A 17,872-nucleotide genomic window follows, 5' to 3' on the forward strand; every position below is an offset into this window, starting at 1 on the left:
CTTTAATTATTGAACATGTGCTTTGAAAGCCAGGTATTTGTCGATGGCGTGAATCACCGACCGCGCACCCATATAGTTGCTCTTGGTGATACCGCGTATCACAGTTGCTTCGTTGATGCCTTCTACCTTTACTGTGTTACCTTCGGTTATGCTTTTGGGAGCAAATTTCAGTATTCCACCGGGCTTGGTAACTTCCATGGATGTTTTCTCGGCAATCAAGTCCAGCGAAGGTTCGTTTACCTTATATACCGTTGAAATGGTGTAGTTAGCGTAGTTGCCGGGCATCACTGCGGGTACACCGTCATCGGGAAGAACTGTTCCCGTAAGGAAACAGGCACTGATGAAGTCGGAGGCTTGTTTCTTGGCGGCTATATTGGCATCGGTTACATTAGCCAATGCAGGCAGGACTTTATCGGCAATGGCTTGTTCCATTTGGTCGTTCTGTGGAACGAGCACGGTGTAGAAACCGGAGTTGCTGATACCTGTAAGTACAGGATTTCCGTTGCTGTCTACTCCATGCAGTGTCTTATCTAAATAATTTTTGAACAAAGAGGCATCCGGGTTTTGAGCTACATATTCTGATATCGTAGTGTATAATCTGCGTTCTTCCCAACCCGCTACATTGCTAGGGTCGGTGGTACGCGGACTATATTGTAATAATCCGTCCATAGAGAATACCTTCCCGTTGTTCAACGTAGCCAATTCGGTTACCTCTACCCATTCGTTGCTAAGGATATTACCCATAGCTTGCAGCTTGTTGTCTTTGAAGCGAACCATATCGCCATAGTCGTTCACGGCATAACCGAAACCATCGTAACCTAACTCGGGCGAACCGCTAAAATCAACGATTTCAGCGTTGATATCTTCGTTCTTCACACGCATAAAGATACCCGAACGTAGTAACCTACGGATACGGTCATCTTTTGTGATGGTTCCCAATACATTGCTGTTGGTGTAAGTTTTGTCTATTTCGTTGTAATCGTAACCATCGGCAGCAAGCAGTGCATTAGAAGGTATGACGATGTTTACATTGTGGTCGAGTTCTCCGGTAATGGAACTTTTCATCAACTCATCGCGCAAAGAGGTTAGTGTGTTGTTCAGCAACGCATTAATCCATGTGTATTCCGGATTCAAAAGAATTTCGGAGTATACGGTTTCAAAATAGCGGCTCTTTATTACGTGGTCTATGTTGTACACAAATCCGTTGCTTGCCACATATTTACCTGTAATACCATCTTCTTCGAACGAAGGACCGGTAGATCCGGCTGCGTTGAAGAACTCGCTATTTCCATTTTGGGCTACTTTATATTTGGATGGCCACACCATGATATCTGCCTGATGCGCTTTGATGAAGTTGGTCAGTACATCGGTGGGCAGGTCGCTGATGGAGTTAGCATATTTCAGCAGTTTGTTGTTTATGAATTCGCTCATAGCTTCGTTGCTCGGCACAAACAGGGTATAACCTTGTTCTTCCGAGTTGAAAGTAGAGCCACTCATGGTGTACTCCTCTATATTAGGAGAATAAACCAGTCCGGCATATTTCTTCACATAGAGTGAGTTAATGTTTCTGTCGGGATACAAATCCTTATATACCTCTGTCAGCGCTTTGTATTCCTGATAGCTGGCAAAAAGATAAGTACCGTCCGTTTGATAATCCAACAATGACTTAAACATACTGTTTTCTTCGTGTTTTAACACTTCGTCGATGTTTTCGAGAGGATAAGGTACGGCATCTACTTCATGAATCACACCATTCATGGCATGAATATCTTTTGCCAAAACACTACCACCGGGAATGTTTAACCCCGAGAAATTGGTGTTAGGATAGAAGTGCGTGTAGTCGCTACTGTTCAATCCGTTGGTTTGGAAATAAGTATTCGTGAAGATGGGCAGGTATTTGTACGGAGTAACAACAGCCGTTGCCTCTTTCAGGTTGTCGACCACCCATTCGGTTTTTCCGTTTACCTGTTCCTGGTAAATGGTTTTGTAATAAGCGGTGTTCTTCTTGATGGAATTACCCACAATCCATTCCGAAGACTTCAATACATCACCCAAGCGCGAAGACTCGAACTTGTTGTATACAAGCGAGTAACCGATAATTTTAGTCAGTTCTTCTTTGGGGATTTGGCGAACATTCGTGTATCCTTTTTCGGCAAGGAACTTGGTGAATGCAGCATCATTTGGAGCAAATACGGTGTAGTTTCCCGCTCCATTTAATACGCGACTGTACAAGGTGGAATCTACCGCCTCAAGATACATGGAAAAATTTCCTTTTTCTTCCAGAATGGAATAAACAGAACCTTCCAACCAGTCGGGACGATCATAGTGCGAATCTACTTCATTCTCACAACTTCCGAAGAAGAGTAGTAAGAGCAAAGACAGTGCACTTGTTTTCATGGCATCTCTCATAGTTTCAATAATTGAATTAATAATATTTTGTGCGTTAATAATTTCGGTAGTGCAATGTTAGTACAATATAGGACATAGAGGCTTAAAAATAAGCACGCAGGAGGTGGAATATTTGGTCGGTTGCAAAAAATCCACAAAAAGTGTGCAGAAATTATACCTGTTGCACCATTATAAAATGATATTAAATGCCAACAAAAGTATGAGGTTATAATAGGAGAGGAGTGGAGAGATGTTCCTTGAAGGTTGAAAAATGTACAGTTACCTTTTTATGAACATGAGTAAACTGTGTAGTGACTGTTTTTGTAGTAAGAATACAGTGGGAAACAGTTCGAAAAACAGTGAGAAGTGAAGCAGAAAACAGTCAGAAATGACACGGCTTAAAGCTCTTATTTCAAATGCTTATGGTATTTGTCTCGTCTGCCATAGGCATACGTCCTGTCTGCCATAAGCATACGAGTCATCTGCCATAAGCAAACGAGCCGTCTGCCATAAGCAAACGACTCGTCGTCCATAATCATATAATAAAAATGAAGGGTGATTTTTTATTTTTTACACTGTTCAATTAAGAATTGTGTTCCTTTTGCTCTGTGTTCGGGGTGTGTCCAATGTCCTGTGTTAAAATCTAAGTTCAAGGACTTTTCTCCCGGTATTACATTATACGCCGCATGCATGGAAGTGGGAGGGCAGGTAGGGTCGTTGAATCCCCAGCTATACCAACCGATAACTTTAACACGACGTGCAAAGTTCACTACATCGAAGTATGCCAGTGTTTCCAATTCATTTGCTTTAGGCTCTACTGTTCTGAAATAATGTGGCCATCCACCTGCACGTTTTTGTACATAGCCTGCGTGGTCGCACATAGCAGGATAATAAGCGTTCAGGAACTTGATGCGCGAATCCAGTCCGGCAGTGATGATGGATAATGCACCACCTTGGCTACCACCACTTACTCCCAGTGTTTCTCCGTCAAATTCGGGGAGCTGATAGATGAAGTCGATAGCACGCACACAACCTGTAAACACACGTTTATAATAATGTAAATCGCGGTCGTTCATGCTATAACGGTTATAATTTTGCAGCGCACCCGCACCAAGATTACTATATACCTCTTGTGGTAGTGTTACGGGCATTCCATGAATACCTATTTGCAATGAAATGATATCATCTGCGTAGTTGTGTCCGCTATATGGGCGAATGCCTGCACCGGGAACGGTTAGTATAGCAGGATATTTGCCGGGTTTCTTGGGAGTGATTAAGATTCCGTACATTCTTGAACCTACGCGTTGATTTTGAAAACTCACTTCATATACGTTTTGTGTAGAGGTGCATAGCTCCGGCTTTAACGTCATTTTGGGGTCGAGCGGTGTTTTCTGAGCTTCGGCAATGGCTTTAGACCAAAATTCGTCGAAATCTTTTGGATCAAGTGTGGCAGGCTGTATCTTTTCTATATCGTACCCCACGGTGGTTAGTGCTTCGTAGCGCATTCCGTCATCTTTGGCTATAACACGGCAGCGAAGAAAACCGGGTGTCTTCATGGATGCTTTCAACGTAAGTTCGCCATTTTTTAATACTACGTCCTGTTTCTTTTCGGTTGGGAATTGTTCAGGACCAAGTTCATAGTCTATGGCTACGTTTTTCATCAATACATTATCCCTATATACCTGAATGCGGAATGTAGCTTCCTCTTTTACTTTATACTGCCAGTTGGCATGGTTGGGTGAGATAATGATAGTTACGCGCTTTTGGGTGGGTTGCGCAATGATGTTGCCCAATGTAATAAAAAGGGCACAAGTAAGGTAAATGATTCTTTTCATGGTTGTGTTCTTATTATATTGTTTTGTTGTTAAAAACTCTTCCTGCAAACAAAGGTATAAAAAAATACGGTAACTGCTTCGTTTGATAACGAGATTGCAGCTACCGTATCTACCCATTAAAAACAATTGATCCCTAATCCCTTTATTTAAGTTTATACATTTCGCTTCCGGCAAGCAAGAAACAACCTACGCCGTAGTCTTCAAAATCGGCTACACTGGTGTATGTCACTGGTTGTCCGTCTTTTGGTTCCTTACCTGTTCCTTGTACATATCCTAAGAATCCATTTGGATGCACAGCATCTTTTACCATAGCGTTCCATGCCTTGGTTATGATAGGAAGATATTCTTCTTTATTGAGAATTCCTTTGTTGATACCCCATGCCATACCATAGACAAAGAGAGAGGTTCCTGTAGTTTCTTTTCCACCGAAGTTAGTGGGGTCGTGTAAGCTTGCATTCCAAAAACCATCTTCGCGTTGACACGCTTTCAAGGCTTTGGTCATAGCGAGGAAGTCGGCAATGTAATCGTTGCGGTGTGTTTCGTCGGCAGGTATTTCTTGGAGTACACGTGCCAATGCTGCATATACCCAACCGTTTCCGCGCGACCAGTAACAATCTTCGCCATTGGGTTCTTTGTAAGGAGGGCAGAAGTCTGCGTCACGCCACCATAGTGCATCTTCCGGATTGTAAAGTCCTTTGCCTCCATGTGTATTGCGCGAGTATTCATACATATCCCACATTTTATCATAATACTTTTGTTCGCCATACATTTTTCCGAATTTAGCTAAAATAGGCATAGCCATTTGTATCGCGTCAATCCATGTCCAGTCATTTACCTGTGGAGTGTTTACCAACATATCCATAGATATTTTAATGTTACGAATCATTTCCGGATTCGATGGACACATATTATATAGATCTATGTAAGCTTGTCCGCAACAATGGTCGTCGGCATTACGAGTGGTGTTACCGTTTCTCATTCCCCATTTATGGAAGCTTCCCCAATCGTACGCGTATTTATAATAATCTTCGCGTGGAAAGATGGTATGTAAGGCTAACAGTCCTTCGTAATACACCCCACGAGTCCAGATGTTACTGGGGCGCACTCTTCCTACATTGGATGTGGCTGTGTAGTCGGCATATTTTTCCATAAAGTAATCGTTTACTTTAATACATGCGCGAAGAATTTCTCTTTGGCTAGGTTGTGTTGTCTGTGCTTGCACGTATGCGAACGAGCAAATAAGCGTTAGGAGTAATGTTACTGTGATTTTTTTCATGGCATATTATTCTTTGTATATTATATCGGTTGTTTACTGCATACAAAGTAAGCGTATGTCACTTGCTTTTGAAATAGATAATAATACAGATTGATTGCTTTCCATACAAATTGCATAATGCGAAAATCCTCCGGATGTTCTCTGTCATTATTCTAGGGCATGTAATATTGTACAAACATGTAATATTGTACAATATGGCTTCTGGTTATGAAATTACAGACATTTGTACAATCGTCTATTCTAGTTCTTTAACTTCCGGTGTATTTTTGTTGCACAATTTAATGAAGCATCATTGGATTGTACCCGATTTTTAGATAATATATCGAGTATTATTAATTTTTTGTTAAACTAATATTTAATATGGAAAACAGTCAGAAAAGTTTAAGGCATTTCTGCCTTATGGACAAATTCCCTAGAATTTTGTTTGTAATGTTATTCCTTGCGGCATCTACGCTTGCGTTTGCACAAGGAAAGTCTGTAACGGGGGTTGTTGTCGACGGTCTTGGCGAAGCCATTATTGGCGCCAATGTTACTGTGAATGGAACAACAAACGGTACTATTACGAATGTGGATGGTCAGTTTACACTGAACAATGTTGCCGACGGTGCTACCCTTAAGGTAAGCTACATTGGCTATGTAACACAAACCGTGCGCTTAGGTGCTTCCAACAACATCCGTGTTGTATTGAAGGAAGATACCGAAATGCTAGACGAAGTAGTGGTTGTAGGTTATGGTGTACAAAAGAAGAGCGACGTAACGGGAGCTATGGTTAGTGTAGGTGAGAAAGAACTGAACGCTAAGCCCGTAGCCAATGCTTTTGAAGCACTTCAAGGTAAAGTTGCTGGGGTGGATATCACTTCTAGTGAACGTCCGGGTACCGTAGGAAGTATCCGTATTCGTGGTACACGTTCTATCACGGCTGGACAGGGCCCATTGTATGTAGTAGATGGTGTGCCTTTGATCTCTGGTAGTATCGAATCCATCAATCCCCGCGACATTGAATCTATTGATATTTTAAAAGATGCCTCTTCTACTGCTATTTATGGTAGCCGTGGTGCCAATGGCGTTGTTCTGGTAACAACCAAACGTGGTAAAGTAGGTGCTTTGAAGTTGAACTATTCAGGTTCTGTGACTTTTGAAAATTTGAAAGATAAATCTCCTGCCATGAGTGCTAGCGATTATATTACCTGGCGTCGTTGGGCTAAACACAACGTCAATCCTACAGGTAATCCACGCGGTGACGAACCAGATCAAGCGAAAGACCTTGACTACTTTGGTGGTGATGACCCTTGGGCTACTGCCAATGTGATGAAAGGTTGGGTGAATGGTCAGTGGGATGGAAGTAAGGTAACTGACACCGATTGGGCAGGTATTGTTACGCAAACCGGTATCACCACCGAACATACCTTGAGTGCTACTTCGGGTACAGAAAATGCTCAGTCATTCTTCTCTCTCGGATATTTGAAGAATGAAGGAACTCAAAAAGGGCAGGTGTACGAACGCTACAATGCTGCCGTATCTGTTGATATTCAAGCTAAGCCTTGGTTCAAGATGGGTGGATCTGTAAATGCTTCTTGGTCTGTTCAAGACTATGGTTACTCACGTACAGGTCAGGTAGGGACCAATTCTGGTCCGGTTGATATTTATAGTGCTGCTAAAGCTATTCCTCGCTATGGTGTACCTTACACAGACGAAGGCGAAATTATTAACAATCCTTGTGGCTCTGTAACCAATGTGTTGACTGTAATTGATGAATGGAAAAAATCTACCGATAATCGTGAAACTTTCCGCGCATTGGGTAGTTTTTATGCACAAATAGATTTCGGTAAACTGTGGGAACCTCTGCAAGGCTTGACGTTTAAGTCTTCTTTTGGTCCTGATTTTCGTCACACACGTCAAGGTATCTTCTTAAGTAAAGAATCTGCAGGTCGTGCCGGTGGTAAGAACTATGCTAGTTATAATACTACACGCTACCTTTCTTGGACGTTGGATAACTTGATTACTTATAACAAAACCATCGACGATCATGCGTTTACTGTTACTTTGCTTCAAAGTGCAGATACACACAATGCAGAAAACGGCAAAATGAGTGCTTCGCAAATTCCTAACGAACACTTTTGGTGGTACAATATGGGTAGTGTGGACATTACAGACGCTGCAACTTATGGTGCAGGTATGGGTACTGGCTTAACAGAAAAGCAAATGGCTTCTTATATGGCTCGTGTAAACTACTCGTACAAAGATCGTTATTTGTTGACCATATCCGGTCGTTATGACGGTGCTTCTCAGTTAGCTAAGGGCAATAAGTGGGATTTCTTCCCTTCGGCAGCTTTGGGTTGGCGTATTGACCAAGAAGACTTCTTGAAAGATGTTTCTTGGATTAGCCAGTTGAAACTTCGTTTAGGCGTCGGTGTTACCGGTAATTCTAATGTAGGCGCTTATGGAACACTGGGTAACATTCAGGCTTTCTTCGTTCCTTTTGGTAATGTGTTGTCACAAGCTTATGCTACCAACGAACCTTACTATACTAAAGATCAAGTAGGTATGTCGAACAAAAAATTAGGCTGGGAGAAAACAACTCAGTTCAACTATGGTGTTGACTTTGGCTTTTTGAACGGACGTATCGGTGGTGCTCTCGATATCTATCACTCTAATACCAATGACTTATTGCTAGATATGAAAATACCTACCCTGACAGGCTTTAGCTCTACTGTTGCCAACGTGGGGGAAACAAAGAACTTCGGTATTGACCTGTCTTTGAACCTAATTCCGGTGCAAACAAGAGACTTTGAGTGGGTTTCTACTATCAATGCTTCTTACTCTAAAGAAGAAATTGTAGAGCTCTCTAACGGTAAAGAAGATGATATCTCTAACGCTTGGTTCATAGGCGAATCTATCCGTGTACACTACGGTATTGAAAACGAAGGCATCTGGCAGGTAGAAGACCAAGCTGAGATGGATAAATTTAATGCCAATGGTCATAAATTTACTGCTGGTAGCGTTCGCCCAAAAGACCAAAATGGTGACTATTTAATTGATGATGAGGATCGTGTTATTTTGGGTGATAAAGATCCGAAATGGGTGTTGGGTTGGACTAACAACTTCAGCTGGAAGAACTTCGAATTGAATATTGAATTGAACGGTCGTTTTGGCTATATGATTAGCACTGGTGGTGAAGCTCAATATGGTATGTACAATCAACGCAAAATAGACTACTGGACACCTAATAATACAAATGCTGATTGGCAGAAACCAGTATATAACACAGCCGGTGGTGACTCTTATTCCAGTTTGTTAGGCTATAAAAAAGCTTCGTTCTTGAAAATTCGCAATATTTCTTTGGGTTACAACTTCGATCGCTCTCTTTGTAAGAAGATTGGTATTGAATCATTGAAACTCTATGCGCAAGGAAAAAACTTGGGTAATCTTTATTCATCAGTTGATTTCATGGACCTTGACTTGGGTACTACATACTATAACCGTGGATTCACATTTGGTGTGCAAATTGGTTTCTAAACGTAATGTGTTCTTAAGTTTTATATTCTATAAATATTATACAGAATTATATGAAAAAGATAAATAGTAAATTAATTATTGCGGGCTTGGCCATTATAACTTTGGCGAATTTATCTTCGTGCAGCGAAAGTTTCTTGGACGAAGACAACCGCACAGCCTATACTACTCAATATTTTGAGAGTGCGCAAGGTATTCAAGATTTGGCTACCGCTTTGTATGGAAACATTCGTTGGCACTTTGGCTACGAATGGGCATATGGCATTACTCTTTATGGTACAGACGAGTTTACTAACGGTTCTGACTTAACGGCTGAACCTTGGAATGTATATGACAATCGTTTAGGTGCCATGGATTGTACACCGGCTACAGGTGCTGCTAATAAGAACTGCCCCCCGGTATCGGGATTGTGGGATCAGATGTACTTTGGAATTGCTACTGCCAATCAAATTATTACTTATGCCGACCGAGTAACGAATGAAGCCATTCGCAACAAATGCTTGGGCGAGGCTTACTTCCTGCGCGGTTACAATTACTATCGTTTATTTGCTCAATATGGTGCAGTGGTATTGCAACTTAAGGCAACCGAAGATGTAATAAAGACCTTTGAACGTGCTACTGAAGAAGATGTGTTGAATCAAGTGATAGCCGACTTTGAAATGGCTTACAGCCTGTTGCCTGCTAATAAATGGCGTGGAATAGGTACATGGACCAAATATACAGCTGCACATTTCTTTGCTAAATCCTTGCTTTATCGTCAATCAGAGCGTTGCAGCGGATGGAATTCAACCTATCCAGCAGATACAGACTTAAGTAAAGCCGTGTCTCTGTGTGATGAAGTGATTGCTGCATGTCCTCTATCTGCCGACTACAATAGTCTTTACTCCATCTGGACAGGTACAGATTGTAAGAATGAAGATCAACCAGAAATCTTGATGTCTTGTCAGCATACCAATTCTGCTACAGGTCGTTATGGTAACCGTACTTACAACTATTTCACTCCGCAGTTCTCTAACTTCTCCGGTGGTTGGGTACAACGTGGTCAGTATATTGGTGGTATGGACTTCCAACGCTGTCGTCCTACAGAGTATGCTTACTCTATCTTCGACAATGTGAACGATTCTCGTATGTGGAAGACCTTTAAAACGGTTTATGGTATTAACCATTGGGCTACATTACCTAAATATGTAGCTGCCGAAAATACTCCCGACTTGGGCGATCTTGGTATTGCTTTCATCTTGAACAAGAAGAACGATCCTCGCTTTCAAAACGAAACTACGTACGGAACTTTTGGACGTGCAGGGCAAGAACATACTTTTGTACATCCTGAAACAAATAAATGGGTTCCTAATGTGTTTCCTGTCTATTTGGGCGGTAAATATGCTATGTACAATTACGGTGCTAGTGGAAAATCTTCAGACTCTAATGTGTTCTGTGGTATCAATAAAACTGATGACGGTAGCCGCACAGGTGAAAAAGGTGATGCGCACCGCGACGTGATTATGGCTCGTACTGGTGAAACATACCTGATTAAGGCAGAAGCACAAGTTCGTATGGGTAAGTTTGCAGAAGCTATTGCTACGGTAAACCAATTGCGTAAGCGTGCCGAGTGGAAGAACAATGAGGACCGCGAATATTACACCGATGGTTCAATGGCTTTCTTGAAAGAATATGGTGGTGATGCTGATAACTCTACAGCAGATGCTACTACCCCAAAGAAAAACAAAGATAAATCGGGTAAGATATTGACAAACCGTGATGCTTTCAAAGTTTCATTCATACAGAAGAGTACTTACTATCTATCAACAGGTATTGAACGCACTACTGATGCTTCTAACTTGCAAATTGCCAGCTATTCTTCATTGCCCGAAGAAGATGAAGCTATTCTCTCTTCTATGGGAGTAAGCGGTGACAAAGAGCGTTTGATTAACTTTATTCTGAATGAACGCACACGTGAATGTTTAGGTGAATGGAATCGTTGGGAAGAGTTGAGCCGTACCAAAACTTTAGTTAAGCGTGCCAAACTGTTTAACCCAGAAGCAGCAGCTAATGTGTCTGATAAGCATTTGCTTCGTCCTATTCCGCAAACATTTATCGATCAGTTGCAAAATGAAGATGGTACTAATCTGTCTAACGAACAAAAGGCAAAATGGCAGAATACAGGTTATTAATGTAATTTAATAACAGGATTCGTTCATTGAAAATAAAGAGACTGGGTTTTACCTTGTGAAAGAGTGTAGAATTCGGTCTCTGTTTTTGGAGGGATTCTTTTATGATTAATAAGAAATGTATGATGAAGAAAATAATAGGTCGTTGGCTGACAATTTCTGTGGTGTTTTTGGTGTGTGTTACAGGATGTATGCAGTCGCCAAAATCGCAGCACTATGAGTTAGTGGGTGGTACTCCCGAAATAGATTATATTGATTTTTTGAATGACACATTGTGTCGATACGTTGTCCCTGGTCCACTGACTTTTACTACCCGATACACACAGGAAGGAGATACTTATATTATACACATTAACTCAACAATAAAAGCCCGCCTGTATAAGACGGATGAAGGAAACCTTCGGGGTGAAGCGCCTTTTTTTGAAGGAATATGGGTTAAGAAGAAGTAACTAAACATCTAACTAACCAGTTTAACATCCAATTAATTCACAGGAGTGCGCCACGGCGCACTCCTGTCTTTTTATCCCTACACCCTCCATTTATTGACGTTTATTTCTCTTTCTTTTGGGGTTTGCTTTCTACCTTTTTGAACCTCACTTTCTCTCTCTTTGAGGTTCATAATTCACACCTTTATCAACGAAGCATCCAACCGTGTATTATTTTCCATAAATATGTACCATTTTATCTACTAGCTTTCCTTCTTTCCTCTTATTTTTGTACCCATTAAACAATAAATTCAAAACAAACATGAATATCTTGAAAAACACTTCGTTCTTATGCGGCGTATTGCTGTTGCTGTCGTGTACAACTTCCAAGCCTCAGTACGAAACTATTACTGTGGAAGCGCCTTTCCACATGGAACCAATAAAAGTCTTTATCTATCCCGAAAAGGATTTCTCTATAGCCGACTTTGGAGCTGTGGCAGATGGTAAAACCATGAATACCGAAGCCATTGCTAAAGCCATAGATGCTTGCAACCAAAAAGGAGGTGGTAGGGTAGTAGTTCCTGCTGGTGAGTGGCTTACAGGACCAGTTCATTTCAAAAGCAACATAAATCTACATTTAGAGGAAGGTGCGGTATTGCGCTTTACGGACAATCCTGCCGATTATCTTCCTGCTGTGATGACCTCATGGGAGGGTATGGAGTGTTATAACTATTCTCCGTTGCTCTATGCCTTCGATTGTGAGAATGTTGCCATCACCGGAAAGGGTACGTTGAAACCCTATATGGATAATTGGAAGGTATGGTTCAAACGACCAAAACCACACATGGATGCTTTGGCACAACTATATCATTGGGCATCTACCGATGTGCCGGTCGAAGAACGTCAGATGGCAGTGAACGACAATAATCTGCGCCCGCACCTTATTCATTTTAACCGTTGTAAGAACGTGTTGCTGGAGGACTTCGTGATTCGCGAAAGCCCTTTCTGGACAATACATCTTTTTATGTGCGACGGTGGAGTGGTGCGCAACCTCGATGTGTATGCTCACGGTCATAACAACGATGGGGTAGACCTTGAAATGTCACGCAACTTCCTGATAGAAGATTGTATTTTTGACCAGGGAGATGATGCTGTGGTTATTAAAGCAGGCCGCAACCGCGATGCGTGGCGACTGAATACCCCTTGCGAAAACATCGTGGTTCGTAACTGCGAAATACGCGACGGACATACGCTGCTGGGTATCGGAAGCGAACTCTCGGGGGGTGTACGCAATGTCTATATGGACAATTGCCATGCAACGAAGTCTGTGCATCGTTTCTTCTTCATCAAATCAAACCACCGTCGTGGCGGCTTTGTAGAGAACATAACTATGCAAAACGTTACCTGTGGCTCTACCTTGCGCGTACTCGAAATAGATACTGATGTGCTCTATCAATGGAAAAATCTTGTGCCAACCTATGAAACAAGCATTACAAAAATAGAAGGTATCTACCTTAACAATGTTTCTTGTGCCAATGCCAAAGCCATCTACGACCTCAAGGGCGATGAACGGCTGCCGATACGTAACGTAGAGATAAAGAACGTACACGTAGATACAATTACCGAGTTTGTAAAGCACGTACAGTTTACGGAGAATATCGTGGAGGAAAATGTTAGTTTCGATACCTTCACAGGAGATGCTAAGGTGATGTTGGAGTATCCGGACTATAATTAGGAAAAACAAGTTTTTTTCCTTATCATTGCATATCTAATGCAAATGAAACGCAATCATCTCATAACATTATTATTGTTGTGCTTGTTCGCAACCGTTCGAGCACAACAATCCTACTTTTTTAAACAATACACGGTCGAAGATGGCTTTCAGCAAAACACAATAAGCTCTATACTGCAAGATCATAAAGGGTTAATGTGGTTTGCCACGTGGGATGGCATCTATCGTTTCGATGGTTACAGTTTCCGGAATTACAAAAACTCTGTCAATCCTCAGAGCCATTTTCTCAGCAACCGTATTCTTTCTATAAAAGAAGATACCTTTGGGTTTATATGGGCGTTGGGTTATGACAATAGAATTTCACGACTCAATACGCATAAAGAAGATATATCTGCCGTACTCAAAGAAGATGAGTATGTAAAGGATTATTTCGTGCTTCCCAACGGACAAACATGGCTCATAACCGAACACAATGGGTTAATTCTATATACAACCAACCCTAAAGACCAAGAGATTCAGCCTCGAAACATTTCGCAGGAACTCAATTTATCAACCAATAGTAAAGACTATCACAAAGTATTTGCCGACAATGATGGAAATAGTTGGCTACTTACCGGAATGGGGCTTTACAGATATACAGAAAACGACTCTATTTACTTCCCTATACCCATAAAGCAGGCCTTTTTAGATATGCAGGAAGGAGTCGAATATCTTTACTTTGCCTCCGAAAATGGAGAAGTGTGGAAATACCACAAAGCAACGGGGCGTTATGAAATATTGCAACTTCCCGTCAGAACACGCATTATAAACCTACAGCTACTAACCAGTGGCAAACTCTGTTGTGGTACCGAAACAGACGGTTTCTTCCTGATGAACACTGATGGTAAAGAGAAACAGCATTTCTCCACCGCAACCCACAAAGTGATGTCTGATAATGCAGTTAGACTCATATACGAAGATGCTTACGGTGAATTGTGGATACAGCAAAAAGCAAATGGTGTAACACACTTCAACCCACAAACGGGCGAAATGAGGCGGTATGAAATACACGACAGGCATGGAAATCTGATTACCGACGGACGCTATCCACAAATAATAGTGGAGGATTCGTACGGAAATCTATATATACACCCCACAGGAGGAGGTTTTGCCAGTTACGACCGGAAAAATAAAAAGCTCGTTCCCCTGTACAACAAACAACTGTTGGACGGTTGGCGCGATTCTGATTTGGTAATGTTCGTCTACATGGATAGGCAGGATAATGTGTGGCTTAGCTCACAATCCAATGGAATAGAGAAGATAGCCAGCAAAAGCGAACATTTCGCTTTTCATGCTCCACCCCAGCTAAGGCAGGAGCAAATAAACAATCGATCCGTATTTATGGATCGCGAAGGACGCACATGGGTAGGTTATGCACATCGTGGTATTGGTGTGTATGATAAAAATCACCAATTCTTAGGTTATCTGCAAAAAGACGGGACGCTATCCAAAACCAAGAACACATTACGTATTCGTGCAAATACCATCGTACAAGACCACGAAGGTACTATCTGGATGGGATTTAAGAAATATGGTGTCATGGCTCTTACTCCCGGAAAACAGCCCAATACATTCACCATATCGCATTTCTTGAATGATGAAAAAGATATTTTCAGCTTGAGCTACAACGATGTGTTTCATATATTCGAAGATGATGAACAGCGCATGTGGTTTGTAACCTTGCTTGGCGGTATCAATTACCTCGAAAAAGCAGAAGACGGTACTTACCGCTTTATTAATTGGCGCAACAAACTCAAGAATTATCCGGTAAAAATAAGTAGGACACGCCACATGATAACCGACCATAATGGAAAGTTATGGCTTGCCACTACGGATGGTATCTTTGTGTTCGATGAGAAGTTTGAAAACCCTTCTAAACTGCAATTCGAAAACATTAAGAATGAATCAGGAAACCCATACAGTTTAGGCAATAGCGATGTGCAATTCATTCTTAAAACCAAACGTGGCGAAATATACGCGGCAACCTTTGGTGGAGGGTTTAGCCGTTTGCTCTCTTACGAACACGGGGAAGCGAAATTCAAGACCTATACACAGCAAGATGGGCTATTGTCGGACATACTCCTCTCTATGATCGAAGACGCTCAAGGCAATATCTGGATTGTAGCAGCCGAAGGACTCTCTAAGTTCAATCCCGAAACCGAGCAGTTCGAAAACTTCTCTACCAAGGACTTCCCCGAATCAATACGCTTCAATGATGGCGTGGGTTATTATTCGCAAGAAAACGCCACTCTAATGCTCAATACACAGCAAGGCTTACTCTGCTTCAATCCCGAAACAGTAAACAAATCAGCCTATATTCCGCCCATCGTTATTTCTCAGTTGCAGCTAAGCGATAAAGTAATTACTCCGGGCGATGCCACACACATCCTTTCGAGTAATATAGACGAAATATCCAAACTGGTGTTGAGTCATAAGCAGAAGTCTTTCAGCATCCGGTTTGCTGCTATAGATATGACCAACCCGCACAACATTTCCTATATGTATCGGCTGAAAGGTTTTGAGGAGCGTTGGAACCAAAGCGGTAAAATACCAGTAGCCAACTACACCAATATTCCTAAAGGGAATTACACTCTCGAAATACGCTCTACCAACAGTGACGGTGTATGGGTGGATAATACACGAGCACTCGCAATACAAATATTACCTTCGTTTTGGGAAACTCCATGGGCATATCTAATCTATGCATTTGCTTGGATGCTTTTTGTGTTTGCTGTGGTCTACATACTCTTCACATTCTATCGCTTGCGGCATAAAGTGAATATGGAACAGAAAATGTCCGATCTTAAGATTCGCTTTTTTACCAGCATATCGCACGAACTACGCACACCGCTCACGCTTATTTCGGCTCCTGTGCGGAAGGTGCTTAGTCGCAACGATTTAACTCCCGAAGCGCGGGCAGACCTACTGTTAGTGGATAGAAATACCAATCGGATGAATTTCTTGATTAACCAGCTACTCGACTTCCGGAAAATACAAAATCATAAAATGAAGATGAGGGTGCAGCAAACGGAGATAATCGCCTTCACCCGGCAGGTGATGGATTGCTTTACCGCTTTGGCTGTGGAACGGCAGATAACCTTTGTTCTGCAAACAGAGCTAACCGCCGCTCTTCTTTGGGTAGATGTGGAAAAGTTTGAGAAGATGCTCTTCAACTTGATAGCCAATGCTTTTAAGTACACGCCAAAGGGACGAAAAATAGAAATAGTAATCAAGGAAAACAATCACGACATACAAATAAATATCTGTGATGAAGGAATAGGTATCCCCGAAGAAAAACAAAAACATCTTTTCGAACGCTTCGAAACAGCCATTACCGAAAATGTATTCAATCAGGCAAGCACAGGTATCGGACTCTCGCTAACCAAAGAGTTGATAGAGCTGCATAATGGCAGAATATCTTTAGACAGCCAGCCGGGGCAGGGGAGTGTTTTTACCCTGACGCTTAAAAAAGGAAAAACACATTTTGACCCCTCCACAGAGTTCCTGCAAGAAGACAATGAGGTTGCCTATGTTTATAACGTAGATACTGTTTCGGCATTGGGCATTTCCGCCAAAGAGTTAAAAGAACCTCTCGCCACCAACAACGAAGCTGAAAAAAGAACCCTCCTCATAGTAGAAGACAATGAAGACCTGCGACTGTTTTTGCGCTCCATCTTCGAGTCCGATTTCTTTGTGATTGAAGCCGAAGATGGAGAAAAAGCTTTGGCATTGGCGCAATTGCATGTTCCCGAACTAATCATCAGCGATGTGATGATGCCTGTGAAAGACGGTATAGAAATGTTATCCGAATTGCGTGCCGATGTAGGAATAAGTCACATCCCGGTTATTCTGCTAACGTCACGATCTACCGTAGAAAACCGTATCGAAGGTATTGAACTTGGTGCCGACGATTATATCACCAAGCCCTTTGATGCCAATTACCTCCATGCCCGTGTACTGAACTTATTAACTCAGCGGGGCAAGCTGCAACAGTACTATCGGTCGTTGCTTCCTGCCGATACATCTACTGCAGAGCCACTTACAAAAACTATTCCTTCCAATAGCCAACTCTTTATGGCACGTCTTCTTAAAGCGATAGAAAAGCACATTGGCAATGGAAATCTCAAAGTAGAAGATCTGGCACAGGAAATAGGTATGGGAAGAAATCTATTCTTCAAAAAGATTAAAAGCCTGACAGGCCTCTCGCCTGTGGAATTTTTAAGAGACATCCGCTTGAACCGTGCTGCTGAAATTATCAAAACTACCGACCTCACTATTTCGCAAGTAGCCTACGAAGTAGGGTTTAACGATGCGCATTACTTCAGTAAATGCTTCAAAATGAAATTTGGAGTAACACCTACCGAGTATAGAGAATAATTTTTCAGTCAGTTTGCTACCAGAAGCCAGTGAAATAATTCAAAAAAACAGTCACTCCTGAGGTAGAAAGCAGTCGGAAAGGTAAAATAATTACCCTCGATTAGTAGAATATTTACCCT

General features: G+C 41.9%; 8 protein-coding genes. 5 read left to right on the forward strand and 3 right to left on the reverse strand.

What is annotated here, in order from left to right:
- Nucleotides 1-6 precede the first annotated feature (6 nt).
- From D0T50_RS00875 to D0T50_RS00885, 3 genes are all read right to left on the reverse strand, one after another.
- Entirely contained in the window at nucleotides 7-2,397 is a 2,391-nt protein-coding gene (locus D0T50_RS00875) for a fasciclin domain-containing protein (RefSeq protein WP_163221017.1), read from the reverse strand.
- 554 nt (nucleotides 2,398-2,951) lie between these two features.
- Nucleotides 2,952-4,223: an acetylxylan esterase gene (locus D0T50_RS00880; protein WP_163221019.1), complete on the reverse strand. Its 1,272-nt coding sequence runs from the start codon at nucleotides 4,221-4,223 to the stop codon at nucleotides 2,952-2,954.
- 142 nt (nucleotides 4,224-4,365) lie between these two features.
- Nucleotides 4,366-5,499, reverse strand: coding sequence for a glycoside hydrolase family 88 protein (locus tag D0T50_RS00885; RefSeq protein WP_163221021.1), 1,134 nt, complete (start codon nucleotides 5,497-5,499; stop codon nucleotides 4,366-4,368).
- Nucleotides 5,500-5,859: 360 nt separating this feature from the next.
- On the opposite strand from D0T50_RS00885, the gene D0T50_RS00890 reads away from it, so the two are divergent.
- From D0T50_RS00890 to D0T50_RS00910, 5 genes are all read left to right on the forward strand, one after another.
- Nucleotides 5,860-9,015, forward strand: coding sequence for a TonB-dependent receptor (locus tag D0T50_RS00890; protein WP_163221023.1), 3,156 nt, complete (start codon nucleotides 5,860-5,862; stop codon nucleotides 9,013-9,015).
- 50 nt (nucleotides 9,016-9,065) lie between these two features.
- Nucleotides 9,066-11,183, forward strand: a complete 2,118-nt coding sequence (locus D0T50_RS00895; protein ID WP_163221024.1) for a RagB/SusD family nutrient uptake outer membrane protein — start codon at nucleotides 9,066-9,068, stop codon at nucleotides 11,181-11,183.
- Nucleotides 11,184-11,302: 119 nt separating this feature from the next.
- Nucleotides 11,303-11,629, forward strand: coding sequence for a hypothetical protein (locus tag D0T50_RS00900; RefSeq protein WP_239058171.1), 327 nt, complete (start codon nucleotides 11,303-11,305; stop codon nucleotides 11,627-11,629).
- A gap of 298 nt (nucleotides 11,630-11,927) precedes the next feature.
- The gene (locus D0T50_RS00905; protein WP_239058172.1) at nucleotides 11,928-13,340 is read left to right on the forward strand and encodes a glycoside hydrolase family 28 protein; all 1,413 of its coding nucleotides are present in this window, start codon (nucleotides 11,928-11,930) and stop codon (nucleotides 13,338-13,340) included.
- A gap of 42 nt (nucleotides 13,341-13,382) precedes the next feature.
- Entirely contained in the window at nucleotides 13,383-17,753 is a 4,371-nt protein-coding gene (locus tag D0T50_RS00910) for an ATP-binding protein (RefSeq protein ID WP_239058173.1), read from the forward strand.
- Nucleotides 17,754-17,872: the final 119 nt, after the last annotated feature.

Origin of the sequence: Bacteroides sp. 214, assembly GCF_010501015.1 — a bacterium.
Classification (GTDB): Bacteria; Bacteroidota; Bacteroidia; order Bacteroidales; family Bacteroidaceae; genus Bacteroides.

Bases quoted from the DNA above. Each gene is read 5' to 3' on its own strand.
- D0T50_RS00875 (WP_163221017.1), bottom strand. From the start codon at position 2,397: ATGAAAACAAGTGCACTGTCTTTGCTCTTACTACTCTTCTTCGGAAGT.
- D0T50_RS00880 (WP_163221019.1), bottom strand. From the start codon at position 4,223: ATGAAAAGAATCATTTACCTTACTTGTGCCCTTTTTATTACATTGGGC.
- D0T50_RS00885 (WP_163221021.1), bottom strand. From the start codon at position 5,499: ATGAAAAAAATCACAGTAACATTACTCCTAACGCTTATTTGCTCGTTC.
- D0T50_RS00890 (WP_163221023.1), top strand. From the start codon at position 5,860: ATGGAAAACAGTCAGAAAAGTTTAAGGCATTTCTGCCTTATGGACAAA.
- D0T50_RS00895 (WP_163221024.1), top strand. From the start codon at position 9,066: ATGAAAAAGATAAATAGTAAATTAATTATTGCGGGCTTGGCCATTATA.
- D0T50_RS00900 (WP_239058171.1), top strand. From the start codon at position 11,303: ATGATGAAGAAAATAATAGGTCGTTGGCTGACAATTTCTGTGGTGTTT.
- D0T50_RS00905 (WP_239058172.1), top strand. From the start codon at position 11,928: ATGAATATCTTGAAAAACACTTCGTTCTTATGCGGCGTATTGCTGTTG.
- D0T50_RS00910 (WP_239058173.1), top strand. From the start codon at position 13,383: ATGAAACGCAATCATCTCATAACATTATTATTGTTGTGCTTGTTCGCA.